Annotated in this window: 35 protein-coding genes and 1 pseudogene; 27 read left to right on the top strand and 9 right to left on the bottom strand. The window is 55.0% G+C overall.

All coding sequences use genetic code 11. The features are described 5' to 3' along the window. Positions 1-46: 46 nt before the first annotated feature. From AC3IUE_RS33300 to AC3IUE_RS33285, 4 genes are all read right to left on the bottom strand, one after another. Positions 47-358: a hypothetical protein gene (locus AC3IUE_RS33300; protein WP_489269658.1), complete on the bottom strand. Its 312-nt coding sequence runs from the start codon at positions 356-358 to the stop codon at positions 47-49. A gap of 40 nt (positions 359-398) precedes the next feature. Further along, positions 399-1,421: a hypothetical protein gene (locus AC3IUE_RS33295; protein WP_489269656.1), complete on the bottom strand. Its 1,023-nt coding sequence runs from the start codon at positions 1,419-1,421 to the stop codon at positions 399-401. A gap of 89 nt (positions 1,422-1,510) precedes the next feature. After that, on the bottom strand, positions 1,511-3,196 hold the full coding sequence (locus AC3IUE_RS33290) for a hypothetical protein (protein WP_489269654.1): 1,686 nt from the start codon (positions 3,194-3,196) through the stop codon (positions 1,511-1,513). Between the two features lie 15 nt (positions 3,197-3,211). After that, positions 3,212-4,009, bottom strand: coding sequence for a hypothetical protein (locus AC3IUE_RS33285; protein WP_489269652.1), 798 nt, complete (start codon positions 4,007-4,009; stop codon positions 3,212-3,214). A 263-nt stretch (positions 4,010-4,272) separates the two neighbouring features. Between AC3IUE_RS33285 and AC3IUE_RS33280 the strand changes: the two genes are divergently transcribed. The 3 genes from AC3IUE_RS33280 to AC3IUE_RS33270 all read left to right on the top strand — a co-directional run bounded on the left by AC3IUE_RS33280 (position 4,273) and on the right by AC3IUE_RS33270 (position 8,369). Beyond that, positions 4,273-4,830 carry a hypothetical protein gene (locus AC3IUE_RS33280; protein WP_489269650.1) on the top strand — a complete coding sequence of 186 codons (558 nt, stop codon included), beginning with the start codon at positions 4,273-4,275 and terminating at the stop codon, positions 4,828-4,830. A gap of 652 nt (positions 4,831-5,482) precedes the next feature. Beyond that, positions 5,483-5,920, top strand: coding sequence for a LexA family protein (locus AC3IUE_RS33275; protein ID WP_489269648.1), 438 nt, complete (start codon positions 5,483-5,485; stop codon positions 5,918-5,920). 421 nt (positions 5,921-6,341) lie between these two features. Further along, entirely contained in the window at positions 6,342-8,369 is a 2,028-nt protein-coding gene (locus AC3IUE_RS33270; protein ID WP_489269646.1) for a hypothetical protein, read from the top strand. 281 nt (positions 8,370-8,650) lie between these two features. On the opposite strand, the gene AC3IUE_RS33265 is transcribed toward AC3IUE_RS33270, so the two are convergent. The 5 genes from AC3IUE_RS33265 to AC3IUE_RS33245 form a co-directional block, all read right to left on the bottom strand. Then, positions 8,651-9,481, bottom strand: a complete 831-nt coding sequence (locus tag AC3IUE_RS33265) for a hypothetical protein (RefSeq protein WP_489269644.1) — start codon at positions 9,479-9,481, stop codon at positions 8,651-8,653. A 217-nt stretch (positions 9,482-9,698) separates the two neighbouring features. Continuing rightward, positions 9,699-10,079, bottom strand: a complete 381-nt coding sequence (locus tag AC3IUE_RS33260; RefSeq protein WP_489269642.1) for a hypothetical protein — start codon at positions 10,077-10,079, stop codon at positions 9,699-9,701. 99 nt (positions 10,080-10,178) lie between these two features. Then, a complete protein-coding gene (locus tag AC3IUE_RS33255) occupies positions 10,179-10,739 on the bottom strand; it encodes an Arc family DNA-binding protein (RefSeq protein WP_489269640.1) in 561 nt (186 codons plus the stop codon). Positions 10,740-10,881: 142 nt separating this feature from the next. Then, the gene (locus tag AC3IUE_RS33250) at positions 10,882-11,217 is read right to left on the bottom strand and encodes a hypothetical protein (protein WP_489269638.1); all 336 of its coding nucleotides are present in this window, start codon (positions 11,215-11,217) and stop codon (positions 10,882-10,884) included. 214 nt (positions 11,218-11,431) lie between these two features. Continuing rightward, complete coding sequence (locus AC3IUE_RS33245; protein ID WP_489269636.1) at positions 11,432-11,980, bottom strand: hypothetical protein; 549 nt, start codon at positions 11,978-11,980, stop codon at positions 11,432-11,434. A 1,391-nt stretch (positions 11,981-13,371) separates the two neighbouring features. Between AC3IUE_RS33245 and AC3IUE_RS33240 the strand changes: the two genes are divergently transcribed. The 24 genes and pseudogenes from AC3IUE_RS33240 to AC3IUE_RS33125 all read left to right on the top strand — a co-directional run bounded on the left by AC3IUE_RS33240 (position 13,372) and on the right by AC3IUE_RS33125 (position 25,552). Beyond that, complete coding sequence (locus AC3IUE_RS33240; protein ID WP_489269634.1) at positions 13,372-13,599, top strand: hypothetical protein; 228 nt, start codon at positions 13,372-13,374, stop codon at positions 13,597-13,599. Between the two features lie 80 nt (positions 13,600-13,679). Further along, on the top strand, positions 13,680-14,093 hold the full coding sequence (locus AC3IUE_RS33235; RefSeq protein WP_489269632.1) for a hypothetical protein: 414 nt from the start codon (positions 13,680-13,682) through the stop codon (positions 14,091-14,093). A gap of 272 nt (positions 14,094-14,365) precedes the next feature. Then, positions 14,366-14,755, top strand: coding sequence for a hypothetical protein (locus AC3IUE_RS33230; protein ID WP_489269630.1), 390 nt, complete (start codon positions 14,366-14,368; stop codon positions 14,753-14,755). 17 nt (positions 14,756-14,772) lie between these two features. Beyond that, positions 14,773-15,183 (top strand): hypothetical protein, encoded by a 411-nt coding sequence (locus AC3IUE_RS33225; RefSeq protein WP_489269628.1) that lies wholly within the window; start codon positions 14,773-14,775, stop codon positions 15,181-15,183. 26 nt (positions 15,184-15,209) lie between these two features. After that, on the top strand, positions 15,210-15,494 hold the full coding sequence (locus AC3IUE_RS33220; protein WP_489269626.1) for a hypothetical protein: 285 nt from the start codon (positions 15,210-15,212) through the stop codon (positions 15,492-15,494). A 219-nt stretch (positions 15,495-15,713) separates the two neighbouring features. After that, positions 15,714-15,953 carry a hypothetical protein gene (locus AC3IUE_RS33215; RefSeq protein WP_489269625.1) on the top strand — a complete coding sequence of 80 codons (240 nt, stop codon included), beginning with the start codon at positions 15,714-15,716 and terminating at the stop codon, positions 15,951-15,953. A 140-nt stretch (positions 15,954-16,093) separates the two neighbouring features. Further along, positions 16,094-16,764, top strand: a pseudogene (locus tag AC3IUE_RS33210) (tyrosine-type recombinase/integrase). Between the two features lie 29 nt (positions 16,765-16,793). Continuing rightward, complete coding sequence (locus AC3IUE_RS33205; RefSeq protein ID WP_489269623.1) at positions 16,794-17,111, top strand: hypothetical protein; 318 nt, start codon at positions 16,794-16,796, stop codon at positions 17,109-17,111. A 39-nt stretch (positions 17,112-17,150) separates the two neighbouring features. Next, the gene (locus AC3IUE_RS33200; RefSeq protein ID WP_489269621.1) at positions 17,151-17,273 is read left to right on the top strand and encodes a hypothetical protein; all 123 of its coding nucleotides are present in this window, start codon (positions 17,151-17,153) and stop codon (positions 17,271-17,273) included. A 40-nt stretch (positions 17,274-17,313) separates the two neighbouring features. After that, positions 17,314-17,523, top strand: coding sequence for a hypothetical protein (locus tag AC3IUE_RS33195; RefSeq protein ID WP_489269619.1), 210 nt, complete (start codon positions 17,314-17,316; stop codon positions 17,521-17,523). Positions 17,524-17,810: 287 nt separating this feature from the next. Further along, positions 17,811-18,554, top strand: a complete 744-nt coding sequence (locus AC3IUE_RS33190; RefSeq protein WP_489269617.1) for a hypothetical protein — start codon at positions 17,811-17,813, stop codon at positions 18,552-18,554. A 242-nt stretch (positions 18,555-18,796) separates the two neighbouring features. Next, complete coding sequence (locus tag AC3IUE_RS33185; protein WP_489269615.1) at positions 18,797-19,594, top strand: glyoxalase superfamily protein; 798 nt, start codon at positions 18,797-18,799, stop codon at positions 19,592-19,594. 90 nt (positions 19,595-19,684) lie between these two features. Then, the gene (locus tag AC3IUE_RS33180) at positions 19,685-20,185 is read left to right on the top strand and encodes a hypothetical protein (protein ID WP_489269613.1); all 501 of its coding nucleotides are present in this window, start codon (positions 19,685-19,687) and stop codon (positions 20,183-20,185) included. A 97-nt stretch (positions 20,186-20,282) separates the two neighbouring features. Next, positions 20,283-20,552, top strand: coding sequence for a hypothetical protein (locus AC3IUE_RS33175; RefSeq protein WP_489269611.1), 270 nt, complete (start codon positions 20,283-20,285; stop codon positions 20,550-20,552). 345 nt (positions 20,553-20,897) lie between these two features. Continuing rightward, entirely contained in the window at positions 20,898-21,110 is a 213-nt protein-coding gene (locus AC3IUE_RS33170) for a hypothetical protein (RefSeq protein WP_489269609.1), read from the top strand. A 100-nt stretch (positions 21,111-21,210) separates the two neighbouring features. Further along, positions 21,211-21,531 (top strand): hypothetical protein, encoded by a 321-nt coding sequence (locus tag AC3IUE_RS33165; RefSeq protein WP_489269607.1) that lies wholly within the window; start codon positions 21,211-21,213, stop codon positions 21,529-21,531. Between the two features lie 143 nt (positions 21,532-21,674). After that, the gene (locus AC3IUE_RS33160; RefSeq protein WP_489269605.1) at positions 21,675-21,929 is read left to right on the top strand and encodes a hypothetical protein; all 255 of its coding nucleotides are present in this window, start codon (positions 21,675-21,677) and stop codon (positions 21,927-21,929) included. Between the two features lie 13 nt (positions 21,930-21,942). Then, the gene (locus AC3IUE_RS33155) at positions 21,943-22,188 is read left to right on the top strand and encodes a hypothetical protein (protein ID WP_489269604.1); all 246 of its coding nucleotides are present in this window, start codon (positions 21,943-21,945) and stop codon (positions 22,186-22,188) included. 103 nt (positions 22,189-22,291) lie between these two features. Beyond that, positions 22,292-22,612: a hypothetical protein gene (locus AC3IUE_RS33150; RefSeq protein WP_489269603.1), complete on the top strand. Its 321-nt coding sequence runs from the start codon at positions 22,292-22,294 to the stop codon at positions 22,610-22,612. 9 nt (positions 22,613-22,621) lie between these two features. Continuing rightward, the gene (locus AC3IUE_RS33145) at positions 22,622-23,038 is read left to right on the top strand and encodes a hypothetical protein (RefSeq protein WP_489269601.1); all 417 of its coding nucleotides are present in this window, start codon (positions 22,622-22,624) and stop codon (positions 23,036-23,038) included. A 23-nt stretch (positions 23,039-23,061) separates the two neighbouring features. Continuing rightward, positions 23,062-23,442 carry a hypothetical protein gene (locus tag AC3IUE_RS33140; RefSeq protein ID WP_489269599.1) on the top strand — a complete coding sequence of 127 codons (381 nt, stop codon included), beginning with the start codon at positions 23,062-23,064 and terminating at the stop codon, positions 23,440-23,442. A gap of 100 nt (positions 23,443-23,542) precedes the next feature. After that, the gene (locus tag AC3IUE_RS33135; RefSeq protein WP_489269598.1) at positions 23,543-24,142 is read left to right on the top strand and encodes a hypothetical protein; all 600 of its coding nucleotides are present in this window, start codon (positions 23,543-23,545) and stop codon (positions 24,140-24,142) included. Between the two features lie 11 nt (positions 24,143-24,153). Further along, a complete protein-coding gene (locus AC3IUE_RS33130) occupies positions 24,154-24,471 on the top strand; it encodes a hypothetical protein (RefSeq protein WP_489269596.1) in 318 nt (105 codons plus the stop codon). 91 nt (positions 24,472-24,562) lie between these two features. Further along, a complete protein-coding gene (locus AC3IUE_RS33125; protein WP_489269594.1) occupies positions 24,563-25,552 on the top strand; it encodes an SIR2 family NAD-dependent protein deacylase in 990 nt (329 codons plus the stop codon). The last annotated feature ends 29 nt before the right edge of the window (positions 25,553-25,581 follow it).

Raw genomic sequence — 25,581 nt, 5'->3', positions numbered from 1 at the left:
CGTTTCCTGTTAGCGCAGACGGAGGTTCGCAGCCATGGTTGAGCGATTACATGAGGTGAGGAATGCCTATCGAATCCCAGTCATTGGCCTGAGGCTGGAAGCCCGCAGTCCATGGCCACGGCAGATCCAGAGTGAGGGTCTCGGAAGCAAATTCAGCCGTTTCGGTATTCAGGTAGTCGAGTGTCCACTCGAATGATCTCCCACCACCCTGAATGAAGGGCACCAGCATCGCGACCAGATTTCGAAACCCGGCCGGTGGTTCAGGTGGAGTCCATCCAGGCACCAGATGATCATGGCTCGGGGGATTTGCCTTGTTCACGCCCTTGAAGAGTTGTTCATCGTTTGGATCGGTATTCATTGGGATACTCCTAGTCATTTGTGCGAGATGAACCGCGTACCTAGATCAGTCCTAGGGCGCGGCATTCCTCTTTCCACCCGCTTACCAGCTCCGCCTCGATGTGCGCATAAGTGTCGGCGTAATCCTGTTTTTTCTGCTCCTCAAGCTGGTCGACATCCCACTCGGCGTTGTCCGCGTGATCACGGGCGCGCTTGTATGTTTCGACGAGCCCACGGAATCGTTTGTTGGAGGCAAAAAATAGGTGGGCGCGTTTTGCTGCGTGCCTCACGGGATCGCTAAGTTTCCAAATTTCAGGGCAGAGATGAACGTCATAACCCAGCGCTACATCGTTCAGCGCCTCTACTTCTTTGAGCGTTTGGAATGCTTTGCGCAGTCGTGCCGGTAACCAGAATTCAGCGAACGCGATGCAAGCGGCCTCGGCCGCCTCCTTCTCACTTTTTGTCCGAACGTAGACGTCATAGGGGTGTTCGGCGGGAGCTTCGTGAGGCGCTATCCGAGAGGACACGGGCACGTAGGCCATGTGGTGATATTGAGGCTGGCCAGCAGCGACCTCGACGATTCTGACAAGCGATAAAGCGGGCTTCACCCAGTGCTGGAATTCGGGGGTATCCGTCAGATCATCCGTGGCGTCCAGGCCGATTTCCCATGCATTGCCTTCGTTATCCCAAAAACGGGTGGTGGTGTTGAACGAAGGACGGTCTTCGAACAAATGCCAGCAGCCACCAGGGCGATCAAAACCGTCGTCCATGGCGCAAAACAAGGGCGTAAACGGAAGGTCGAACCCCAGATCACCAAGCCCAAGTTGCTCTAGAGTCGCCTCGGGCAGGTCAATGGATTTGGCTAACTCGGTCTCTTCGAGGTCGACAAAGTGTTGAATGGTGTCCGCATCGGCACGCGCCCACACCAAGGCCTCAGACATGCGTTCGAACGCTTGTTGGTGGGTGTCTGACTTGCTGATCTGAACGGTGCGTGATTCACCGTTCAACTCCAGAGTCCAGACCTTGGCTGTTTCACGGATCAGTGTTGCGGCGGAGATCGTGCCGTTACGAGATGCAATGATCATGGTGTGTACCTGTCGTTTGCGTGGGCACCTGAGCCGCGCCCAGTTACCGCCGTCGCCCCGGACGACCGGGGCAATTGATCGGCAGCGGTTTACCCCATACGGGGCGAGTGGCGCTGGACTTGCTCTACAGGTGCGGCCGCTTGAGCCGCTGCACGGGTAGCGCGCATGTCATCGAAGGTTCGCAGAACAGATGCGCCATCGATGACTTGGATAACCCCTGTGACCCCTTTGTTTTCCAGCGCCTGCGCCGCCAGGTCCTGATTACCGTTCGCCAACTCAACCAGAGCGGCGATGAAGTCGTGCCCGGTGGGCTGCTGACCTGCGACCACGCTGGAGAACACGAAAGCTTTGGGGTGGCAGTGCTCGAATTTCCTTTGCTCAATGCAGGCAGACTCGGCCGAGAGACATTGAACAGACTCGGTGAAGGGGCGGTTCATGCTGTCAGTGCCTTCGCAGCGAACCTCATACAACTTCCCGTCGAAGCCGAAATCCATGAATGCTTTTTTCACGGACTCGGGTTGAGCGGACAGCGGGTTCGCCAGGTCAACCAGTTTGTCGGTGAGGAAGCCAGAAGGTTTTGGAAGCGACACAACCGGTGCCGGTCGTGGGATTCTGGATTGCGCGTGTCCACCAATACGGTTGAACGCAGTGCTGAAGTCCGAGGCATCTTTTGCGCTAGCGAAGTCGGTGACGTAAGTCATCATCCCGTTGACACCGTGGGCGTAGAGGCAATTTTCGTCACTGGTCCCCTCGTGATGGTCTGGGCCGGTTCCAGTGAAGCCGTTCCAGTCCAGAGGCAACTGATCGAGGTGGCGAGCGATGTAGGGGAAAGCCTCTGCCAGCACGGGCAGCAGCTCCCGGTGGTAGTGGATACCGGTCGCTGTGTTATCGCCTGCTTCGAGCAGCTGGCGGTGGGTGCGCAGCGCGCTCGCCGCCTTCAGCTCAGCGCCAGCAAGCTCGACATTTGCGCTGTTGGCGGCATTGAGTTGGACAGTCGGAGTAGAGTCGAAGGATTCCGGATGCACGCCAATGCGGTTGAACGCGGCGTTGAAAGATGTGGCGTCATCTGTTGTGGCTAAGACTGTGATCATTTGTTTGGTTCCATCCATTCTGTGCGCGTACAGGCTGTCCAAGCTGTCTGTTTCATCATCAAACGTGTCGATGCTTGTGCAGCCGTTCCAATCAACCGGCAGATGCTCCAGGTGCTTGGCGATGTAGGGGAAAGCCTTCGCATAGGCAGGAATCAAAATTCCTTTGATGTGAGCCGTGGCAGTGTTGTCGCCAGCGCTCAGCAGCTGGCGATGGGTTTTCAGTGCCATGGCCGCTGCGTGTTGGGCGGCTGTGAGCTCGCCTGGTACCTGACTCATCACTGGAAGGTGCGCGCCGGGGTTTTCAGCCAGTCGGCGAGCTTCTTTTGCAAAATTCGAGATCGACTGAATGTCCGCCACAAGTACCTGGGCAGGCCCGGATAGCCAATTGCGCTGCAAATTGCCCTCGGCGATCAGGTGCTCCACGTGCAAGGCAAACTGTGCGACTTGGGTTGGATTTAACGCGGCGTAGTTGGAAATGTTGTGGGTGGTTTTGGCTGTTGAATAGCTCTCAGCCGCCAAGATGGCCGCAATGGTGACTTTGTGGTCGTTCAGAGACCAATCGGGGATCGCGGCAGTGATCTCCAAGTGCGCGAGGTTCTTCGCCAGATTCAGAAGTGACTGAGGATTTTTCCCGATCCGCTTCGCAACGTAGGAAGGCAATGGATCGTTGTTGACGTTGTTCATGCAGGCACCGTCCGATCAATGCAGTCGAGTTGAGGGGGAGGTTTGTGTCGGAACGGGTTCTGGCGCGACCTCGGGCACGTGGATCATCTGGACGTTTTCCAAACCAAAATCCTGAAGCTCGGCCACACGCTCGAAGTCGACGGCCACGAATGCGGTCTGGAGTTGCTTGAGGAAGTGGAGTGCGTGCTCAGACGAAATGCCCTCCAGGTCGGTATCCATGACCCGCTTCTGGAGCTGGTCCATCACCAGTTCGGCCGCGCGCAGCGACGGGCGCATCTGACGCTGGTGGTTTTTGAAACCCTCGGCCGCGCGCAAGAGGTGGCCACCGTCCTGTGTGGTGAAAACGGTCACCCGACTCATGTCCCGGGATTTGGCATGTTCGTGGGCTTCGTTGATGTGCGCGTTCTCGAAGTACTCCTGCCGAGTGCCGACCCAAGCGAGTTTGTCGGTCACAGGGCCGTGCACGGTGCTGCCGGTGATGGAGACGTGGCAGCGCACGATTTGCCAGTGTTCGGCAGAGATGCCGTAGGCCAAGCAGTCGGCTTTGGAAATGTGGTCGATGCCTTCCGGCACCTCTACTGCGGTGAACGCGATCAGATCAGGCTCTTGAAAGCTGGGGTCGACGGCGAAGCGCAGGAAGTTTGTCAGGCCCTGGTGATCGAAGAGGACGTGCGCCGGGGAGTTGTCGCCCACGTCTGGATCTGATGACCAGCGCAGTTCGAAGCCTGAAGAGACTCTGGTCGAATGTACTTGTACTGGAACCCCGAGGCCTTTGACTTGAATGACGAGGCCCTTTCGCGTAGATTCTTCCATATATTTATACCATCCCCAACTAAGTGTTTTGTGAGAAACAGGGCTCCCTTTCTTCCCCGTTCTGTCCGCCCCACCCGGCGCTGCGCGCCGCCCTATCCAACCCGCTTTTCCTATGGCCTCCCCTCTGGGACTGCCTGGTGCGGATCGGCCGCTTCTTCGTTGCCGAAAAAAGCAATTCTCGGTGGCGTGGGTTTTTCTCGGATACGCTGGTATTATGTATCTATACCGAATAAACGGCAATGTACGGCACGGTAACGATTTTTATGAGCGATCCCGAGAAACTCCCCGCTAACGAAAAGCCAGCTGCACTGACGCATTCATCCCTGCGAGATATGGTCGTTGGCCATATCGTCGAAAATTTGCAGCACTTCATTCCTGACGAGATTGCTGATAAAGCAGGCCATCTGCTGAAGATGGTGGATCTGCTTGATGAGCTGTGTGTGTCGGTGGCTCATACAGCCATGGCCAACCGTGTGAATGTTTCGATGGCGGATGTTCTCGGTGCCAGGATTCCATCCGATCCCGAGAATGATCTTTCCGGTGCCGAACATGAACTTCGGTTCCGATTGATCGAGCAGATTGACGGTAATGCGCCAATCAGCAAGAACGTCTACACGCATGCCGATGCTGTCGATAAATTCGGTGAGTCCTTTGTGCAGGACTACTGGGGCAGCATGGGAGAAAACTGCCCTAAATGTGTCACCTCCAAAACGGAAGATGGTGGCGAGAAAAAACTATGGTTCTCGGTTATTCGGGTACCAGTCGCTACCGATGAATTGAAGCTTGCCGCCGTTGCCCAGTTCAAATCACCCCGCCTGTGATTCTTTCGGTGCCGTTAATCAACGGTGCCGAATACCCTCGTTCTCCCCTACTCCTCGTTCCCGAGAAAAGCTTTTCTCGTTCCCGAAGGCATCCTCGGTGACGAAGAAGCGCGCCCGCGTTTCAGCCGGTCGGATTGACCAGGTGTGGGGATGGAATGCGGCCAAGGGGAGCGCTCCGCGCTCCAGAGGGGGGAAAAGCGACGCGGTTTTGAGGGGAGACGCGCTGGTTTTTCAAGGAAAGCTTAGTTGGGGATGGTATAGATTTGTTGTGGTAATACGCCCTCCTCGGCCGGTGGATTGGGGGGTACACGGCCGGGCCGCGCACGCTGCCTTGGCGGTGGAGCGAGTCGACCAGGTTGTCAGGTTGGAATGTGGCCAGCGTTGGACGGGGCGGCCGGAGTTTGACAGGGGGACGCGCCGGGCTTTCAAAGAAAACCCCGTTGGGGATGGTATAGATTTGTTGTTGAAGTACGCGGCCCTACGTGAAATCCACACGGGGTAGCACCAGGTGGATGCTCACTTTTCACGTAGCAGCACCTGCTGTTAGGCACGGTTTCCGTTGGCCCTGCACAATGTGCCAGGTTTTAGCATCGTCGGCTTGGCTGTAAGCTTTCCCCAATTCGCCACACGCTAGTGAAAAAGGGATCTCTCCTTGCACACCAAATCGATCACCGAAGACATTGCGGATCTAACGGTTTCGCAAATGGAGGCTCGCGCAAAGGCACTGCGGGATGCCGCTTCTCTTTTGCGCTCCAGAGCTACCGATAACACCGACGACGCACTTCAAGGGGAGGCCGTCGCAGACTGGTTCAACATCGAGGCGTTGAAGTGGGATGCACGTGCGGAACGATCCCGCGATGTGTTATCCGTTGCGCAGAGGAGAACTTTCGACCACTTCCTGAATTACGTGCGCACCCATGCTAAAAGCCCCACCGTAGTGGAGTTAGCCCAAATGGAAGGCGTCACTACGTCATCCATAAATGCTCGACTTGATGTGCTTGTTCGCAAAGGTTTCTTAGTCAAAACAGCAAACATTCGAGCGGGACTTTCCCTCTGCCCAGGCTCAAAAGACACCGCTGAAGCCCAGTGAATTTTCTTCCGTGGTCCTGCGGAGAACCGTCCCCAACTTGTTCCTGCCTCCCCTGCTCTCTCAAGATAAATTGGCGCAATCGCGGTCTCTTTTCCTGCCGTCGGTTGTAGCAAATCACATGTAAATCGATGCAGGCCGCAGTGGATGGCACTCGCCGAGCCCCATACCGGCCGGGGCTTTGCACAATCTCGCTTGACAATAATTTTCAGGTCACTACCATTCGCGGCATCCGGACTGGTTTCGTTCGGTGCTGCTGGCGTTAGCGAATTCTCCGGATACGAAACCATTTGTGCTGTACCTGCCTCACCTGCAAACCACATCCTGTTGGATACGAACCTCGACCTCTACAAGTCAGCGCACACCCCCAACACAGCCCGCCAGCTCCTGTGCCGAAACACGTGCCCTGTCATGGGAGATCCACATGCTTCGTATACCAGTTACCTCGTCCGACCTTGAAAGTGATCGGATCAAAAAAGCCGTTGCCCAACTCCGCAAGCTCAATCCCAATGGCGTGGACAAACTCTCCGCCGTGCAGGAACGCTTTGCCGTGCTCATTGGTTACGGCAAATACGGCGATATGCTCAGCAGCGCCAGGACATACGGCCCTGTCTATCAGGGGCTCCCGCTTGCGTTTGCGCAAGTGATCGAGGCCGTCGGCCAGCGCATTGCTCAGCACTGGAACCTTCCGGCCGAAGAAGCGAATGCCCTCGCGGCCAAGCTCCACCTCGGGAATCTAGATGCGTGCCGGGCTACCGCCCGCCCTCTCCCACCGTCAACCCTGCGCCCAGATCGCTTGAGCCCGGCCGTGCACGTGGCCACACACGGACTCGCCGAGTTGACCCCCTCTGACCTGATGGCGCTGGGCGCGCCTGGGTTCAGCTACGCCATTTCCGGTACCGGCGAAACCTTCATCTGGGACAACCTGGTCACTGCTGTCGACCAGCTGCGGCCGGAGCTTCTTGACGCGTTGAAATCCCAACCTAAGTACGCTTCGTTCACAGACATGAGCGCGCTGCGTGATGCTTACGTCCGCGACGTGTTGATTCCTGCATCGAGCAAACCGCTTCTCGACGCGGTGCGTCAAAAGGAGCTGGTGCCGCTGGGGTATGAAGTCATCTCGTTGTTCAACGAGGCGGGGGTGTTTCGCGGCCGCAGTATCATCAACCACCAGATTCGCGGACTGGTACCGGTGATCAGTCGCGACGACAGCCTCTCCGAAACAATGGCGGCACTCTTGAGTGGGCGCCCTCCTCAGCACGGGATAGTTCGCAACGTGAAGCCCGGCGATGGCAAGGGTCGACTGATCAGCTTCGCTACAGAAGGCGGTGGCTTTGTGACGTACGATCACGTCGAGAACGAACCAACTCGCTATCCCGACCGTACTTACGTCGAGTACGACGGGGCAGAACAAATGTTTGCGCTCGCGCCAGATGCCAAGCACCACGAGGCCGAAATCAGCCGCCTTGTTTCGAAAGGTTTGGCAGACCTGGTGACGATGACCCCGGCCGATTTGGTGGCCATCGAAGGCGTCGTGCTCGATGACGGCCGTTTCCCAGATGACGTGATGGACGTTCACCCTGGTGCAGTAACCGTAGATGGCCAACTCCGTCCACGATCGGCAGCGTCTGACCGGTTGAGCGGCCCCAGCTTCTATGAGCGCCAAATCAGTTACGTCCGCCTCCATGACTGGCTCACCGTCGACGACATCCCTCAAACGGTTTTGTCCGCCATGGGCACACCCAGTGCGAAGACTGAAACTGACCACATGCTGACTGAACCGCTACCACGCTACCGGCTCGATCTGCATTACCAGCTCGATGAATCGGTTTCGGCGGCTATTCACCAAGCGCAGCGCATGATTGCATCGACTGCCGGCACTCAAAAGGTGTTGGATCTGGCCCAGCGGTATTTGAGCCCGGAGCAAGTTTACGTCCGTATAGCCCAGGTCATTACGCCAGTGGTCATACAGCGGGTCAGTGACCAGAAATTGGTTGCCGCTGGCCAGCTCACCAAGGAAGTCATGCCCGAGCTGGAGAATTACAGGGATTACGTCGTCGGCGTTGCTCTTGCCATGTCCTCTGACGGGTACTCGCTCAACGTACCAGGCATTCGGGATTTTCGCGCCAAAGCCGATCTACTAAGTTGGCTGGCCATCTTCAGCGTGCGCACGGCAAATGACGGCCGTAAAACGGCGCGCTTTTCCGCACAGGCCCGCGCTTTGCTGGTGAGCGGTGTTCTGATGGGTGGCTTGACTGTGGAAGAACTGCTGGATGAGGGCAATGCGCTGATGGCTTTCTTGAGTAACCTGTCAGACGAAGATCGCTATATCGTCCAGGTCAAACAGTGGCGCGACGAAACCGCCCGACGCTGGTTAGCGGCTCGGAAGCTTGGCTATTGGGCTGTGGGTGCCGTGATTGAGGACGCATCCCCTGAATCCCTCGACTCATAACGCACCTCTCCGTACACCAACTGGCACCGGGGCATTCTCGCCCCGGCCGCCTCCTCCCGGCTGGTGCGCAATTGCATGTAACTTGACCAGTCATTTGCATTTGCGCTGACCCACTGTTTGCATTTGATGTGAGTCAGCGGGTGCCCCTCCGGATGGGGGTTGCGTCGCCAAGCACTGAGGCCGTCGAGTCTGCCTACGAAGTTAGTGGCGATTAAAACCTTAGGGACGGCGACAGGCGTGGCTTAATTTTCAGGCAAATCTCTAATCGTAAAAAAACAGGGTTAGTCAACGAAAGGCAATATGTCCTCCTCGAAAATGGTGAGGGCTGTTCGTCCACATGGTTTGTAGCCCACGACTCCCTCCAGAGGTTCGATGGTTCCGCCTACAGCGACAATGATGTATTTGAGCGTTGTCTCTCCGTGGGAAATCTGCCTTGCCGGGAGGGCCTCCATCACGGACAACATCTGAGGGTTGGTTCGTTTGAGAAAGGTACCGAAGCTCCCATACTGTAACGGTATAGAAAGTAACATCTGATGATTCATGAGATCTTCAGGTTCCCAACTGGCCGACGTAAAAGTTTCGGAAACGACATAGTCTGGAAGGTGACTGTGAGCCGGTCGCTCGTACGCCTGAAGCCCAGCAGTGACATCCACCACGCAAAACGGTGGAGCAACGACAATCGCATGAGCTGCGGTGAAAGAGCCAACATCAAAAGTCCAGAAATGTTGTGGGGGGCGGCGGGCGCTGGCAGGGAAATCGATGGTCAACGATGTTGTCGCAACATAGTTCCAGATACCGAGCCGATCAAGCATTCGACCAAGCATGCCTGAGACATCAACACAGGCACCTAGGCGACCATCCTTTTTTACCGCTGCAAATAACATCTGGACGGCAAAATCGATTTTCCGCTTGGCTACTGTCAGATAGTCAGCATCGTATGAGCGAGCTTCGACATAGCGTGCATAATTCTCTAGATATCGCGGATCTCGCTGCTCTTTTTTCAGAAAATTAGGTTCGTCGTAAAACCCGGGCTTCCCGATATCAATTCCATCCTTCTGGAAGAGCTTTTCAAGCTGCTGCTCAAGTGACCTGTTGGATAGCTTCCATGACATGGTTTGACTCCTTTTCAATGCTCTTCATGAACGCCCAATCGAAACAGCCAGTTGAGCGCTGGTTCTGGAGGGTTGTACTGTCTGGGCAATTGGTTGGTCAAGTCGAATACAAACGGTTGGTCAGTGGCAATGCAAATGGGTGGTCAAATCGATGCAATTACGCAACCGGTGCTGGCGCCCCCCCACCTTCAGTACTCCGGTAACCGTTCCTCTGTTTCTACGGGTGGAGATAGTCCGGCGAGTCGGCAAGTTTGAACCGATAGGCAATGATCGGCCCACGTTTTTTCCCGCCCCACATCGTTTTCGCACGCGAGGATTGATCCGGAACAACAAACGTTCGGAAGAATTCCGACAACTCTTTCGCGGTGTCTAACAAAAAGCACTGCACGTTTTCTGGTTGATGGTTCTCGCTTGAGTTGTCCACCAGCACATACAAACGATGGTCGTGTACTGAGTGGGCCACACCAGGATTGGTCATCCCATTGAGCTGAGACATGCTGATCAAGGTATAGCGATCTTCATCACCAGCAAGGCCGTCCGACAGTGCATGTCGGTACTCTTTGATGCGACGCTCGTCTTCAGGGGACGCTGCTGCCATTGGAATTTCCGCCTTTTCTTTGTGACGCCGACATGGCGTCCTTCTGCTGCTTAAACCCCAGCGGGGGCGATGATGCGCCGATCAACCGAGTGACTGGCTTTAGGCCGTTCTATCGCTACCCAATAGGTCATTATCAAGCGCAATCGCGGCACTCAGTAACGCGTAATGCTGGCGCTGGATTTTTACCCAGGTTACCAGCGCGCCGAGTAGCCACTCATTCATCGATTGTTCACGGGTACCCAGTGCATCAGGGTCTACATTCTTTACACCCTCACGAACGGTATCGCGAACCTCAGCCGGGAAGCGAATAACAAAATTACGATCCTCTTTGCATACCTTGATATCAAAATCTGGCACTTCCTCAAGCACACGCTTGGCGAGATCGTCACCAAGGTAGGCTCTCTGGATTTGCAGCAACTTATTTGACCTTTTGAACCCATCCAAGGCTTCAAGAGCAGCGGCAACCATTTCTGAGTTTGCGCTACGCCCTTGATGGCGACCAATGCCGACCAATTCCGTAAATAGCTCTGCGTAGCCTCTGACAACGAATTTATCGGCGGTACGGCTGTCTGTTTTCTGGCGAGGTTTTGGTGCCATTCGCGCGGCCTGGAGTGCCCTTTGTAAAGCTTGCTGCGCGATGGGGTTCACAATTGATTTCATTCACGATGCCTTAAAGGTCTATACGGTTACTCACTTCGCCAAACGGCAAAGTCGGGCGCGCCCATCTATTTGATCAATCTGACGGGGTGCTGGTGACGAACAAACTATTTTGACGCACCGATCCTCGAAGCTGTGATCGGCGTTACAGCTCGCAGTGATTTTCACCAACGAGAATATCGGTAGTGAACTCAGCCAGCATTTCTTTGGCACCGTCCAGTGTGGGGCAGCCACCAACAAGCCAGCTGGCCCATTTGCTCTGCGAATAAAAGGCATATACCTCCTCAGCCTGGCCAAGGGAAAGGCTGTAACCGTGCTCTGCGAACGCAGACTGAATGTTCACGGCAGTTTCAGGAACACCCTCATAACTCCGGCACAACTCAGGTCCGTACTCAGATACAGCAGCGAATATGCGCTTCAGACCTTCTTCAAGATGAGATTCGCCATTTTCTTTTTGTGGCAATTTACTAACGTCATTCATAGGTCAATTTCTCTTAATTCTGTACCTGGTTTCCTTGGTAACAACATGCGCAGTCACCTCTGGTTCAGCATCGGTCAGGAGTTTTTCTGCGGTACTCAAACAAGGGGCTTTGAGGGCACCTTTACGTAAAAAACTATTGGTCGGTGTCAACATCTATTGTCGGAAACCAATACAGCACAAGCGGGGTGTTGGTGGTCGGGATGGACGGCTTTTCCTACAGGAAAACAGTTTCAGTGAGGGTCTTGCCACCATCGGCGCCGATGGTGGTCATTCGCATTCGGGCACCTTCGCCGCCGCGTGGCTCAAACCCTTCGGACGGATCGATCAGGAAGCCAATAGCGCGTGTTACCTCGCTGCCGAGGGTGTAGCCACGACTGAAGTCCTCGTTCTCCGGCAGACAATCAGCAAAGTACGGACGCACCAGCTCAACCTCGGCGGGGGTGAGCGGATAGAAAACGTTGTTCGAGTGCTGCATTGCCCATCCGCCATTACCCGCATGGCACAGGATGTAATTATCCGAGCCGAACTGCCCCTGCTTTAGACGAACCTGGGCAACCCAGCCGATTGAACCGCGCATCGAGCCACCATGCGGGCCGGTCTTTACGAACATGCCTTGCTCGGGCATGCGGCGACTCGAAAACCCGCCGACTGTTTGCATCCATCGGGCATCATGGTCAGCCATGATCGCATCATGGATTTGCGTGTGCAGGGTATCAAAGCTGGCCTGCATGCTGGCCTCATCTTGTGGAATTTGGGTGATCATGGTCGGTCACTTCCTTGAGCAGTTGATTAGGGGCAGAGTGGGCAGAGCGCTGTTTTCGGGCGACGCCACTGTCGACCTGTCGTGATGGTCGAATGGCCACATTCCAGTTCGCACAACCACCCTTGTTTGCTGTGATCGCCTGCGGCCTGGGGTACACCTGCCACCTTGCGACGCTTGAACACTGATTTGGCGTTGGCCATCGCTCATTTCCTCGAACTTCTGGCTTTGAATACGCTGCGGGTTCTTGGTCCTTCTTGCTTTGTGGGCGAACCAATTATGTTGAGCGTGTGTTCTTTCCAGATGGTGAAATATATTTCAGCCAATGTAAAGAAGTATATTTCCTTTTTATATTGCGCGCCCATGCCCGGATATCAGCTTTAGTGGGGTGACCAATAGCAAGTATCGGTGAGTCCCAACAAATGGAATACCTACCTCGCGCTGCCTAGCCATCTAAACGTTTAAACCAGTTTACAGGGCGTTGCGCTTATCCTGAAAAGCAATAATACATTGCTTTATATTATCCGGAAGGATAATATCCTCTGACCAAATAGGCGGTGTGTTGGCCCATCGTCACAGATTGACACCTGTTAACGAGATAGCAGCAATGGCAAGTATCCAGCAGTTGGACGACAACACTTTTACACTCGTCGCCCGAGGTTCGAGCATGCGATTGCAGCGCGTTGACGATCACTGGCGGATGAAGACCAGCAATGCTTCTTCTCGCGCTTGGAGCCTGGGTGGAGAGAGTTGGAAAGATTTTGCCAGTTTGGCCGATGTAGAAGTCAAGTATAAGAGTTGGCGTGGCATTTCTGCACTTCTAGAGTCGTGCACACCGGGGGCCGCCCAGCTGTCTCACTGAAAGAAAACAACGGCCGCGCAGCCAACCCCTTCAAACTATTGAAACCCTGCGGCACAAGGGAATTTTCCATACAATTTGAATTCGTCTATCCCCGCTGTCGGCTCACCCACGTTCGGTAGGGCTTCCGGCGGCCGGGGGGTAGTAATTGAACCAGCGTAAACAACTCATAGGAGCATCAGGGATGGAGTGGGGATTTGAGCAATTGATCGGTGCTTTGCGCTTTTTGATGGCAATAGGATTAGGCCTCGGTCTGGCATTGGCCCTCATGACGCTATCTCGGCCTCGTGCGGAGCGGCCAGAGTACGTGCTAAATGTCGGGGCCTTCTTCGCTATGTTTGGCGCTGTGTGTGCAGCAGCTTTTTTTGCCCTGAGCTCAACTCCGCTGGGTGGGCTAGTCCAAAAAGCTTACTTTTAGATCCAGACCGTCGACCCGAGAGCCACGGCATGCCAGCCTGTGCTCGTAACAAGAGCTCAACAAAATGGCTCTGGATTGCTCCTATCCAGATTGATCGAACTCAAGTGGACAGGCTCTATGCCATCGAATCAGGAATACCTTGCGAAGAACGAGCTACCGGTGGAAGTACCCCAGTCCGCTCAACGCGAGCGATTGATGCGTGAAGCCGATGAAATGGTTTTAGCGCTTGAAAAGCCCTTTCCGGCTGCGCTCACGGACATCAAGTGCGAAATTATGCCTGAGGGTGCGACTTCAGGAATTTGGGCAGGGTGTTATGGGCGCATCTTTGATCATGACTCGCTGTGATCATGTCGGGGCGTTTGGGACGTATCGGAGAGAGGGGATTCCCGGCCGGTGACGTCTCTGATTTTTTCAGCAGTGCAGTTATGACCTTTGACTGGCTGATTTTGCAAAATCATGCAGCTTCAGTCCTCTTAGACCAATCCGAAATTCACACCCAAAGCAACGATAAAAGAGACCACGGCATGGACAGTGCAACAACCGGTGAGCAAATCAAGCAACTCAAAATTACTGAACTGAAGGCAGATCTCGCCAGGCTAGGAACGCAAAGCGAAAAGACCAAGTTGTATCGCTTGGGTATTTTCAAAGGTCGCGTCCACGAACTCGAATCTTTGGGGGTGCTGACCTGGGAAGAGCGCGCAGCCTTCGATGATGAGGCCCATACCGTGTGCGGCTTTCCTGCTTCGTCAACACCAGCTGTTCAGCTGGTTCGGCAACAATTGACTGAGGCTCGCAGCGCCTCACTGGAATCCGTAGAGTCTCATCTGCTGATCAACTAGGTCGGATACCGGTGGGACACTTCAATTATCTGGTCGCATTAATCAGTCAGTGCGACTGGCCAATGCGGAAGCTGTCGCAAACCAGCTTGAATTCAACGAGCTGGTAGCGCCGGGAAACTCCATAACGAAAGCCTGGACATTCGCCGACAGAGGCTTCGTTCTGACTTTCAAACGCCTCGGCCAGTAGCGCTACAGGTGAGGTCCTGCCCTGAGCGACAAGTTGCCAGGTACTCCCCATTTCACGCTCCCCACAAGAAAGTAGGTATTGAGCAATGAACGAAGCATCAAAGGTCACAATCCTTGACGTCGGCCCAGCGCATCTTGGGGTCATCGACCTACTTATCCGCGAGGGCGAAGAGAGAGCCATAACGTCACATGGGCAAGAGCACTTTCTGAAAGTCATTACCGATGCTCTGGAAAAGCGCCGGAGCATTCCACACAGCCAATCTCGGCACCCTGACTTCAACTCCCCTGTGTACGTCGTCAGCATGTGCGAGTCGCTCCTCGCCCTCATCCACGGCTCTGGAAACCGCGCAGTAACGCTGCAAGAGGTGCTTCTGCTCGAAACTACCTGCACAGGGGCTGACTACGCTGAAAAACTCGCCTTACGAAGCCATAGGCTGTCTGAAGCCGCAGCTGCACCCACAACAGCCCTTTTGTAATTATGGCAAACATTGCTATGACCAAATCAAAACTCACGCAACGAATTCCCCAAGCACTCGCATGGATTTGCGTCCTCGGTCTCTGTCTCTTTGTGATACCGCCCACAACGTCGGCGTGGGTGATGGCGCAAGAGGCTACAGCCGGTGGCTATGCCATTGTGGCGAAGGAATATCCAACACTCTCGGCTGACAGCCAGGCGCTGATACGATCCCATAACGCCAAGGGCTACCTCACACGCAAAGATGTTTCGGACATCATCATGGCTCTCACAGATGAGCGCCCTGAAGGCATACGGGTTTATCCAGCACCAGACTTTGGAGATCCTTATGAAGACACAGGCACATCTCTATGGCGGTCACTGATCGGTGAGCGCAGCCAGTACAAAGCGAAAGCTGTCCTTAACGAGCTAATTGCACCCTCGATCTAAAGCGCTCTCCTCGCCCGGTAAAGACCATGCCCGTATATCAGCAAGACAACCAGCACCCGCATACATCAGTCCAACCAGCTTCGCTGAATGGCGCAGAGGCTCGGTGTGTTGAAGCATCAGTGCTGGCGGAGCGGCTGATTCAAGCCAAGACACCCGCTGACATCGCAAATGCAGTCTGTGACATCGAGAGCTTTGTATGCCACCTGGCGTACGAGGTCGAGGAAGGAGGAGCGCAGCAAGACGAACTGACGCAATATGCGGACAGCTTTAGCGATCTACTTGTCAGTCGCAAAGAACCCGCGATGATTTAGTTTGAGAGGTGTCGGCTCCCGAAATAAATGCGACAGCACCAAGGTAGCATCGACCGAAATTACTGCGGCGGCCGTTGGTAATAGATGCGACCGGCCTACGCCTCGGATGTAGTAGCTGCGGCCAGCCTGATTTTCCGTGACCTTTGGGCTTGTGGTCTGCGAGGCCCCTGAGGCGTACTAAACTTGAATCCCCACCCGTTGAAGGTCGAGGACGCCGCCATGACCATGATCGATGCAGATAAGCTCAAACCCGCTTTGGAGGCTTGGCAAATTGCCGCCGCGTTCGTGGTCTTGTCGTCACAATCGGCCGATGCAGCGTTCCTGCGCGGAGACCATAAGGACGCCGACCAGATGCACGAGCGTACTCAGCAGGCCCTGATCACCTTGGAAGAAAAGGCGCACAACTTGGCCAAACTAGTCGAGGCGCTGATTTACCAAGCGGAGCATCCCAACGGCTGATAGCCGCTCGCTGCCCCGGTTTATGTTTACGACTTTCCGTGAACACCACAGCGGGCTTGCCTGTAAGCTATTCAGGAGGCCCGTTGGCCACTCTATCCAGATCCAGCACGTTTCCCGTGCAATCCTGACAGAGAGCCTGTATGACTCCCCGCCGTGCCGCTTCGCTACGCCCTGGACAACTCAAACACCTGATCCGCGTTGCATCCGTAACTGGCCGTCTGCCAGAACGCGATGTGGCCTTGTTGTGGCTAACTCATACCACAGGCATTCGCGTCAACGAGCTGGCCTTGCTGGAGGTCGCGGACGTGCTGTACCCCAGCGGTGCCATCAAGCCCGAGGTGTACTTGCGTGCGGACATCACAAAGGGTTGCAGGCCGAGAAATATCTATCTGACCCATGCTAAATGTCTTGCCGCGCTCGATGCGTGGTTTGGGGTGCGTCATCGGCGCCTTTGGGGGCTTTCCGGCGAGGATGAATACCGAGGGTTTCGCCCAGGTTCAAAGCTGGTCATGAACACAAGGGGCAAGCCTTTGAACTCGCGTTCAAGCACCGCCAGTTGGACAGCGGGTCAGAGGTGTGCCGGGCCTGTGACGCATTGCAGCAGACAATCAGCAGGCTCTACCGGCAGGCCGGTATCAAACACGGTTCATCCCACAGCGGCAGGCGCTCGCTCGCAGCGAAGGTACTTGCAGCAACCGGCGATGTTGAGACAGTGCAGACCATTCTCGGGCAGGCCTATCTCGACCACAGCAAGCCATACTTGACTGTAAATCAAGAAATCATTCGACTGGCTTTCGAGGTGGCTTTATAGTTCCGTTTATTGGTACTAATGGAGTATGTATGTCAGCGTTTGATGTGAATGAAAACGGTGTTCCTCAGTACCCCAAAGGGCACGCCGGACGGTTGTTGGTGACGCTCGCGGCCATTGACCGCCTGGAGCGCCCTACGGCAACCAGCGTTGCGGCCTTGACCGGACTTAGCAAGGGCAAGATTGACGACTACGTGCAGGCGCTGAACGCCGAGTTTGGCACCGTAATCGTTAAGGAAGGCCCGGAATATCGGGTCGAGTCATGGGGTGAAATATTAAAGCGGACTGGCGTAAAAAAGGCTTTGACTGTTCCGTTTAACGGAACTAGAATTGATCCTATCGAAGGCTGAACCACCTATAGGAACGCGACGATGAACCAGAAAATGCTTATGAATCTGCAAGGTATGAATTTCACCGAGCAGCAGGCTCGCGACTACTACGGCAGTCGTTTTGACACCGCCCAGCTGGTATGGGTAACCGTCGATGAAGACGGCCAAGTGGTCGAAGACTAGCAATCATTGCCCGGTTCGCCGGGCGTTCAAGGAAAATCACATGGCAAAGCTGACCCAGTTCCATCACGGAGTTCTTTACTCCGCCGCCTCGATCATTCGTCTTCACGACGAGCCCCGCGTTGCTGCTGACCTGCTGATAAACGCCGGTTTGGCAAATTGCGATTGCTCCGAACTGGACGAGTACGAAAAGGAAATGCTGCGACTGTTGCGCGCCGAGTCCGGTGTATCGCTGACCGGCCTGGAAGAATAGGAAAGACTGTGAACAGATTCCGCAGTAAGCCGCTACGCGATCAGTACGCAGCAATGGTGGATGCCTACCACAGCGGTCATCGAGGTCTGTTCACCGATTCCGGCCAGCCTCACCGCGCAAGCGGTCTCGCGTTGGCCTTCTGGAACGGATTTGACGGCATTTCGATGGGTACGGGGTTCAGTACCAGGGCCGAGCGCAGTTCGCCTGCCTACGCTTGCTGGAGAGCTGGCCAAGACTGCAAAAAATTGACCCTTGCGGTTCAGGTCGCGAATTAAGGGAAAGTATCGGTGAACACAGAAAGTATCAAAATGAGCGCTGTATCAGGACTACTTGCAGTTGTCCTTTGCGTCGGCCTTACCGCAACGACGGTAATGAATGCGCAGGGCCATGGGGAGCCACTGCGTCACGGTATTTTTATGCTGCCAGTGTCCGTACTTTTTCTTTGGCTTTTCGGCAAAGCCCGCGCTAAACGGCGGCATCCAGGTCTGCTTTGCGTACTGATCATCGCTGCGGTTTTCTCGTTTGGTGCGGCCATCAATTGGCTGCTGTGGAACACCATTGCTGAGCTAACGCCAATTTGGGGGGAAATACTCATGAACACACTGCCACCCGGAGCCACGGAAATACCACGCTCCACTCTGGAAGCCAGAGCCAGGATTTTCGGCGGTTTGATCGTTATTGGTCTGCTTGTTTGGGGTATTGATGCAGGTACCGACGTCATGGCGGCAAGGTCGAGCCACCCTGTCGAGCTTAGCCAGGGCGGCGGCATTCCAGTGGCCGATGGTACAGCTGTTAAGCAGACCGCAACGGGTCCGGTGCCGGGGACGGCGGGTGCGCACAACTGCGTAACCACCGGGCCAAACTCGCCAATCGTGGTTGGTGAAAACAGTGTCGTAGTCATTGATGGGAAGACCTACGCGTCGGGGCAAAGCACCGATTGCGCGCCGTCATCCAACAATATCTCAACGCATGGCGCGAACAGTCCAATCATCACTGGCGCTGGTTCGAAGGTAGTCATCAAAACGGAATGAGAGGAAAACAATCCATGGGCGGGTGATGGTCGTTGAAGAAGAGTTAGTGCCATTCGGCATGGTGATGCCATCCCAAATAGCATTTCAACAAGGCAGCCCACAGCCTGTCGTCCTCGCCGGAAACGGTACGGTACGGTGAATGTGGGAGTAGACGAAGCTTGTTGGCAACCATTGCCAGGCATCGAGAACGAGGACTCCGACAACGCTATGCGTCCACCTGGCTCACATTGGAAACCAGCAAAATGACTTCAGAAACTCTTAAGATCCGAGCTAAAAATCTGCGCAACGCAGTGGAAGGTATGCTCCACGTCTCTGTGACCCACTCCCAAGCTCTTGAGCTTGTAGCAAAGGAAGAAAACTTCCCTACTTGGGACGCGGCCTGTGCGTCCTTCAAGGTCTCAAGCACGCCGGAGGTTGACCCAAGTTTTGCACACGAAGTGTCAGACATCCGTATTCGGCAGATGCTGGCCCCGTCCAGCAGCTTGGGTGCTTTGATCGTGGTTTGGGGTGTTACGGGGCAAGGCAAGACATCGACTACGCGGACAATCGTTGATGATTTGCTCGCGCAGCCAGATGCAGCCAACCCAATGGCTATTTTACACGCCGGGGTTAAGGAGTTTTTCTATCCCGAAATGGTAGCCGCACGCTATGTCCCTGAAACGGAATCCATCCTTAGTTCCGGTCAACTTACTGAGGCGCTAGTCGTGGTGGATGATCTTAGAGATCCACACACTACCTTTGAGGTCATCGCGATGGTGCTGGCTGGTGCCAAAGTGATTGTGACGCTCCATGCGAATTCGCCTGTAGAGCGAATTCGCGCTTTGTTGAAAGCACAGGGCATGGGTGAGCAGTTGTTGGATCGCATACTGAAAAATGGACAAGTCAAGACCATCACGGCAACTAAGAATCAAGGCTCGACCCAAGGCAGGTTGACTTCTGATTGGGAAGCAGCCCTCAAGCACGCGTTCCATTCGGAGCCGGATTTTATCGCCGTTTCTGGGAAAAATGGCGTCTTCACCCATCACTTGCAGCAGAAGTAACCCGCAAGCCCTGCTTTATGCGGGGCCTGTCGAGAGCCGATTCAGCGAGTCGGTTGCCGACAGTCACAGACACAACGGAAAATATCGGCCATGACTGCTCTCGACCCAAAACAACGTCTGCCATTCGTCTTCGATGACGGCGGTCGATCCGAGGCAGGCTTTCGTGGTCAGGCTGACGATTGTGTTGTGCGCGCAGTGGCGATTGCAGCCGTCCTTCCCTATGCCGAGGTTTATGCAGCCATCGCAAAAGGGGTAGGTGCCGAACGCGGCAGTAAGGGCGCGACAGCGCGACGCGGAGTGCATACCCGACGTAAATGGTTTCGAGATTTCATGCGCGACCTAGGGTTTACCTGGGTGCCAACGATGCACGTTGGCAAGGGATGTACCACGCACCTTTCGCACGGCGAGTTACCGATGGGAAGGCTGGTTGTGAAGCTCAGTAAACATACAGCGGCTGTGGTTGATGGGGTGATCCACGACACATTCGACCCATCGCGGGAAACTGAGGTTATTGAAGCTGACGGGAGTGTTCGACTCGCTCACCGCTGCGTTTATGGCTACTGGGTTTTGTCGGCCGACTCGGCCTCGTAAAACGTTCAACTGTTCAAGGGAAAATCCCGCGACACTACATCTGGTGTCGCCTACAGCTGACCAAACAGAACATCTAGTGCTGGAAGGAATAGAAGCGATGACTACGCTAACGGAAGCACCTGAGTTTTTGCCATTCGATGTGCAGAAGGCGAGCGCAAGTTTCCCTAATGGTTGGGACTCTTCCGACGGAAGATACTCATCACAGAACGAGGTAACTGAATTCCTCAAAGGCAAACGAATCACCGCTGTCGAATTCACCGACCATTGCACCATTAAATTCGTGCTTGAAAACGGCCTGTCTGTCTCATTAACGCCTTCTGGCACCGAAGGTGATGACCTCGATTTGTCGGTTGAACAACCAGCATAAACAAGCAGGAAAATCCCATGTCACTTGTTGAGTTGCACACGCCGAAGTTGTCCGCACAGCAGACCTCAGTTTTGGTCGAGGCACTTGCAGTCGCCAGGTCATGCGGCAACAACGACAATTGGTATCACCGTGGCCAGTTCGGGTTTGGGATCAGTCGGGGCACTGCCGCTGCCTTGGAGAGGAAGGGACTGGTTAATCAGCGCGTGTGGGAGCGCTTCTACCGGCCTACGCAGTACGTGCAACTAACACCGCAAGGGCACCACGTAGCGGTCAAATTGACGACTCCAGCGGTGAAGGCCGCGAGTTAAGGGAGCCTGTGGCCCGAACAGGTCTAGGAAAAAATCCATGAATATCTGTTCTGCCGATAGTGCGATTCGCGACAGAAAGTTGCAGGAGCTGCGGAAGCTCATCGAGCGCATGAAGCAGTCGCGCGATGAGGTTTCGATTGCATACAACGAAGGGCTTCTTGAAGGCCGACTCAGCGAGCTTAAAGACCTCGGAATATTTACCGACGACGACGTTTTAGCCATCGAAGCTGAAGCAGCGTTCGAATCATAGAAAAGTCACGCCCAGGTACACCACAAGCCCAGCCGTCAAACCGCTGGGCCGAGTCCGTAGGAGAGGCGTGATTTTCGCGCCCAAGAACAAGGAAGCGATCTTGAATACGATCAAAACGAAAACCTCGACGGGCGAAGAAGTGTCCTTGAAATTTGCAGAAAATGCAGGCTCCGGCAAAGGGAAAAGCTTTCTGCCAGAAGGCGCCCAGCCCATCCCGCAAGCCACCATGGACGCCATCTTGGCTAATGTCAGCACGACCGTCTTCCTCAAAGAAGGTGAAGTGCCAACAGCGGAGCAAGTTTTGCACGCAACCATGCACCTGTCGCCGGAACAGATCTTCGTCGGTGAGGTGTCCGATGACCCTCAGCACGTGAGCGAATTCCTCGCTTCGGTCGAGGCTCAGGTTGGCAAGTTCGAATAGAACGGAAATACCGAGACACTACATCTGGTGTGCCGGCGCAGCTGGTAGCAACCCAGACCTCGCAGCCGAAGTAACGCGGAAAAGCTGACCCATCTGCCCGCTACCATCGTGGGCGTCTACTCCATAAATTAGAGGATGTTGGAATGGTAGATACAAAGAAAGTTGGAACCGGCGTGAAGACTGTCGACCAGAAAATCAGCGATTTTTTCCCACAAATGAAAGACCGCATCTTGGTTGCTTTTCGCCGGGCCGCTGCGGAGCTGGATCAGGTGCCCTCCTCCATGTACGTGCAAAAGCAAGGGATCGCACTGGGACTTCTCGCCGCGCTGCGCGAGTGCGACCTGATCGATCCGTCCGAGTACCAGGATTTGGCGCTTGAAGTTCACTACATCCCCTAGGTAGGAAATCCCCATGAAATTCGTTTTTCCAAGCCCCAAGAAGTCCTCGGTGTATTTAGCAGCGCTTTGGGGAGCATTGCTATTTGTAGCCATCTGCTATGGCCTGAGTTTTTTCCCTCACCTTGGCTCGATCCCAACCCCAACGGGTGGACGGCTTGACCTTGGAATGCTGGGTGCTACGCCTGTCCCTTTTGCTGCTATTGGTGGTGCGCTATTGGGTGTTTTTGTCGTGCTCGCACCGACGCCTGTAATCGACTAGGCAATCGCACCAGACACACTCAAGCCCCGGCCTAAAAACCGGGGCCGAGGACGTAGAAGGACGCTTATTTTTGTGTCCGCGAAACAGACGGATAAAGCCGACGATGGGACCCCAAATCGCAAAAGGTAAGACCGAGTTTTTCGACAAGCTCAAAGATCAACTCCGTAAGAATGGTGGCGGGATCGTTAACGACCGTGGCCGCGTTGAAACCATTGGCAGGATGAAGTACCGCATTGCGCCTGAGTTGGTTTCTCTTGGCATGGACGTGATTCGGATTCTGCCAGGCGAAGTAGCGTTGGGTTTGTCCGATACCGCACCTGAGCCTCGGGGCAAGGCCAAGCATTTTTGGGTCATGCGTTTGCGCAAACTCCCTGGTCGGAATCGCCTGCCTCGCGGCTTCTTCAAACAGACGCTGTTCGTCTAGGAAATTCGCATGAACCGACTAACAACAGGGCTTCTTTTGGGTTTGATTGCAGGTGTACCAGCAGGCGCGGCCATTCAGGCGCTGTACGTTCGCCCTGCCGCTTCTATACCCCCGGCTACGGCTTTGGTAGAGACTCAGAAAGGAACCCCGACTTACCTGATATACGTGAACGGCAGGTTCCCTGAGCCGGAATGGACGCCAGCGCGCGCATTTGTGGAAGGGGCCAATACCGTAATCGAGTTTGAGCAGCCTCCCCCAGAGAACTATACGCCCGTGCTGTTCATCGGTGAGGGGCCAAATACTGCCCGTTACACCGTGAAAGGTAACCGTTACACGGTGGATGGGATCATCACTCAGAACGCTTATCTAGTCGGCCCGACCAAAAGGCCGACGATGAGTAGTCAGGTGTGGATCGAGCCACGTTAAGTCAGTAGAAGGACGCCCTTTTCGTGTCCGCGAACTTTTGGATCGACATTATGACCATATCCCCACAGCAAGCTCTTATCGACGCATTGGAGCGAGTTCAACTTGATCCGACGATTGCGGCGTTGCCTCCTATTGAGCAGGCGCGCAAGGCGGCTCTGTTGATCCTCGCAGAATCGGCCAGCGCACCAGCGACAGGACTGACGCTGACTCTCTGTGCCGAAGGCATGGTGGAGCTGGAAAAATACAGGACGGCAAGTAGCAATGTAGACCGCTACAACATCATCACCGATATGGGCAGCTTCACGCAGGCACATTTGGAGTGTGTACGCGTAGGTGGACAGCTTGCCCGTTGGGTGCACAAGGCGGCTTGCGAAGCCGAAGGCGTCGAATGCACACGATTCTAGGAATAGAACGGGTAACGCCCAAGCCCAGCCCTAAACCGCTGGGCCGAGGTCGCAGGAGAGGGACGCTTTTTGCTCCCCCAGATCGAGCAGGAGAAGCGCAATGACAGTGTTGAATGAAGAACTGCGGGAACAGCTACAGGCTCTGGGATGGAAGTTACCAAAAGGCGTGGAAATGCGCCTGCACGTAGTGCCGGTTGGGCAACTGCCAGGGCAGCGAGCGTCGATTACCGTTATCACCGAAAAGGGGACTACTCCAAATTTGAGTTTTCTCCAGGAGCCGGGTTTCTATATCAACTCAGATGGCACGGCCGAGGCCGCTACCGGCATGACCCAGCTTGAGCAAACCATCATAGAGCGCGCCCGCGAGCATTTGGGAGCTGTGAAGGCCTTCTATGCACAGATCAAGGCGGGCACGACCGACGACGATGCACGGGACGATTACCGCCGCGACCATGCGCAACTCTATGCGTTGCTGGAGTTCGGTCACATGAGTGGCAGCGGGATGAGTTCTGAAGGACGTGCTGCACTACTCGCAGTCGAAGAAGCTGGCACCGCCGCGTTGCGCGAATACAGCGCACCCACTTCCCCCGAGTTGAATATCGACGTGCGATGGCAGGACGGTCGTACTGAAAGCATGGATGTGTCCAAAGCCGAGCATTCGCTCGTTCTGGGTGCCATTGCACCTAAGACAAACCGTTAACGGAAAATAGCATGCAGAAAATGGCGAGCGAATACCGTGCAGGACCTCAAGCCCCTGCTGTGCTGGCAAGCGGTGAAACCGTGTTGGTAGGGACAGTGTTGAAAGCAGAAATTGACATGACTTACATCGTTAGCACCGTTCTGGCCGATGGCATGAGAATCGCCTTCGACACCCGCGAGCTTCCGGAGCTGATTGACGTTTTTGTTGGGGTCGGCCGTTCCCGACGCGAACGCCTATCGGCTTTGGCGAACCGCGTTGCTACGCGATTCTCGGCTACGGACGACTTTCACAAACGCGTTGCTGCTATTGGCAACGAGCTGGCCAACTAATCACGGAAAACTCCGCCCAGGTACAAACCAAACCTCGCCGTAATACGCGTGGTTGGGTCAGTAAAAGCACACCTATTACCACAGCGGAAGCATGATGATTGAACATATCCCACAGCAGGAGGCCGCCGTTTACACCCAGGCAACGTCATCCTCGTCCATCAGCGAATTTGCCTGGTTGCTTGCACTTCTGGCAATCCTTGTGGGTGTCAACTGGATCATACGAGGACGCAGGTCGCATTCTGACGCCTTCCGGCGCGAGGCCGAGGCGTCTACCCCGCCGATTGATACCGTTGCTTCTATGCCCCGTCCAGAAATTTTAGACAGCATCGCCGAAGGCACGCAATTGGATTTCGCCATCAGAACTTTGAAGCAGGCGAAGTCGGTGCTGATTATCACCGGGGCTGGTATTTCTGCCGACTCGGGTCTCCCCACATATCGGGGTACTGGCGGGATGTACAACGGTGTTACACCAGCGGCCAGCCCAATATCGGGAATAATGCTACATCAACGCCCGGTGGTAGTTTGGCAGCATCTCTCGGCGATTGAGCAGGCAAGTCGCGTTGCGCTTCCTAACGCTGGGCATCTCGCGATTGCCGAGTATCAGCGCCAGCACCCTAACTGCTGGCTGATGACCCAAAATATAGACGGGTTGCACCTTAAGGCGGGTAGCCCAACCAACCGCGTTCTTGAAGTTCATGGAAATGTTCGCGAGGTGTCTTGTATGTCGTGCGGTGCAATAAGCACCTGGCCCGAGCATCTCAGCGCCGGTGAAACACCTTCTTCTTGCACAGCATGCGATGGGCAGATCCGGCCATCCGTGGTTTTGTACAACGAGATGATTCCGGAAGCTGTTCAGAATACGCTGGCCAGAATTTCATGCGGACAATTTGATGTCGTACTGAGTGTCGGGACGACCTTCTCCTTCGCTTACATCAAGCGGCCGCTACAGAAGGCTCGTGCGAATGGTGGGATTTGTATAGAGGTCAACCCCGGCCCAAGCGAAGCTGGCGACCTCATACATGCCCACATCAAGGCCAGAGCAGCAGAGATTCTGCCGCTGTTACTCGGATCTAAAAGATAGTGTTGATTATGAAATATGCTCAAGGGCCA

This window comes from Pseudomonas sp. GL_093 (assembly GCF_057837605.1).
The sequence above is the reverse complement of the archived record's forward strand: the minus strand, read 5'-3'. Positions and strand labels throughout refer to the sequence as shown.

Bases quoted from the DNA above. Each gene is read 5' to 3' on its own strand.
- AC3IUE_RS33150 (WP_489269603.1), top strand. From the start codon at position 22,292: ATGGGACCCCAAATCGCAAAAGGTAAGACCGAGTTTTTCGACAAGCTC.
- AC3IUE_RS33220 (WP_489269626.1), top strand. From the start codon at position 15,210: ATGCCCGTATATCAGCAAGACAACCAGCACCCGCATACATCAGTCCAA.
- AC3IUE_RS33230 (WP_489269630.1), top strand. From the start codon at position 14,366: ATGAACGAAGCATCAAAGGTCACAATCCTTGACGTCGGCCCAGCGCAT.
- AC3IUE_RS33215 (WP_489269625.1), top strand. From the start codon at position 15,714: ATGACCATGATCGATGCAGATAAGCTCAAACCCGCTTTGGAGGCTTGG.
- AC3IUE_RS33235 (WP_489269632.1), top strand. From the start codon at position 13,680: ATGACCTTTGACTGGCTGATTTTGCAAAATCATGCAGCTTCAGTCCTC.
- AC3IUE_RS33170 (WP_489269609.1), top strand. From the start codon at position 20,898: ATGAATATCTGTTCTGCCGATAGTGCGATTCGCGACAGAAAGTTGCAG.
- AC3IUE_RS33135 (WP_489269598.1), top strand. From the start codon at position 23,543: ATGACAGTGTTGAATGAAGAACTGCGGGAACAGCTACAGGCTCTGGGA.
- AC3IUE_RS33245 (WP_489269636.1), bottom strand. From the start codon at position 11,980: ATGATCACCCAAATTCCACAAGATGAGGCCAGCATGCAGGCCAGCTTT.
- AC3IUE_RS33240 (WP_489269634.1), top strand. From the start codon at position 13,372: ATGCCATCGAATCAGGAATACCTTGCGAAGAACGAGCTACCGGTGGAA.
- AC3IUE_RS33155 (WP_489269604.1), top strand. From the start codon at position 21,943: ATGAAATTCGTTTTTCCAAGCCCCAAGAAGTCCTCGGTGTATTTAGCA.
- AC3IUE_RS33285 (WP_489269652.1), bottom strand. From the start codon at position 4,009: ATGGAAGAATCTACGCGAAAGGGCCTCGTCATTCAAGTCAAAGGCCTC.
- AC3IUE_RS33300 (WP_489269658.1), bottom strand. From the start codon at position 358: ATGAATACCGATCCAAACGATGAACAACTCTTCAAGGGCGTGAACAAG.
- AC3IUE_RS33280 (WP_489269650.1), top strand. From the start codon at position 4,273: ATGAGCGATCCCGAGAAACTCCCCGCTAACGAAAAGCCAGCTGCACTG.
- AC3IUE_RS33175 (WP_489269611.1), top strand. From the start codon at position 20,283: ATGACTACGCTAACGGAAGCACCTGAGTTTTTGCCATTCGATGTGCAG.
- AC3IUE_RS33260 (WP_489269642.1), bottom strand. From the start codon at position 10,079: ATGGCAGCAGCGTCCCCTGAAGACGAGCGTCGCATCAAAGAGTACCGA.
- AC3IUE_RS33180 (WP_489269613.1), top strand. From the start codon at position 19,685: ATGACTGCTCTCGACCCAAAACAACGTCTGCCATTCGTCTTCGATGAC.
- AC3IUE_RS33130 (WP_489269596.1), top strand. From the start codon at position 24,154: ATGCAGAAAATGGCGAGCGAATACCGTGCAGGACCTCAAGCCCCTGCT.
- AC3IUE_RS33295 (WP_489269656.1), bottom strand. From the start codon at position 1,421: ATGATCATTGCATCTCGTAACGGCACGATCTCCGCCGCAACACTGATC.
- AC3IUE_RS33290 (WP_489269654.1), bottom strand. From the start codon at position 3,196: ATGAACAACGTCAACAACGATCCATTGCCTTCCTACGTTGCGAAGCGG.
- AC3IUE_RS33205 (WP_489269623.1), top strand. From the start codon at position 16,794: ATGTCAGCGTTTGATGTGAATGAAAACGGTGTTCCTCAGTACCCCAAA.
- AC3IUE_RS33185 (WP_489269615.1), top strand. From the start codon at position 18,797: ATGACTTCAGAAACTCTTAAGATCCGAGCTAAAAATCTGCGCAACGCA.
- AC3IUE_RS33125 (WP_489269594.1), top strand. From the start codon at position 24,563: ATGATGATTGAACATATCCCACAGCAGGAGGCCGCCGTTTACACCCAG.
- AC3IUE_RS33265 (WP_489269644.1), bottom strand. From the start codon at position 9,481: ATGTCATGGAAGCTATCCAACAGGTCACTTGAGCAGCAGCTTGAAAAG.
- AC3IUE_RS33145 (WP_489269601.1), top strand. From the start codon at position 22,622: ATGAACCGACTAACAACAGGGCTTCTTTTGGGTTTGATTGCAGGTGTA.
- AC3IUE_RS33255 (WP_489269640.1), bottom strand. From the start codon at position 10,739: ATGAAATCAATTGTGAACCCCATCGCGCAGCAAGCTTTACAAAGGGCA.
- AC3IUE_RS33160 (WP_489269605.1), top strand. From the start codon at position 21,675: ATGGTAGATACAAAGAAAGTTGGAACCGGCGTGAAGACTGTCGACCAG.
- AC3IUE_RS33270 (WP_489269646.1), top strand. From the start codon at position 6,342: ATGCTTCGTATACCAGTTACCTCGTCCGACCTTGAAAGTGATCGGATC.
- AC3IUE_RS33250 (WP_489269638.1), bottom strand. From the start codon at position 11,217: ATGAATGACGTTAGTAAATTGCCACAAAAAGAAAATGGCGAATCTCAT.
- AC3IUE_RS33195 (WP_489269619.1), top strand. From the start codon at position 17,314: ATGGCAAAGCTGACCCAGTTCCATCACGGAGTTCTTTACTCCGCCGCC.
- AC3IUE_RS33225 (WP_489269628.1), top strand. From the start codon at position 14,773: ATGACCAAATCAAAACTCACGCAACGAATTCCCCAAGCACTCGCATGG.
- AC3IUE_RS33200 (WP_489269621.1), top strand. From the start codon at position 17,151: ATGAATCTGCAAGGTATGAATTTCACCGAGCAGCAGGCTCGCGACTAC.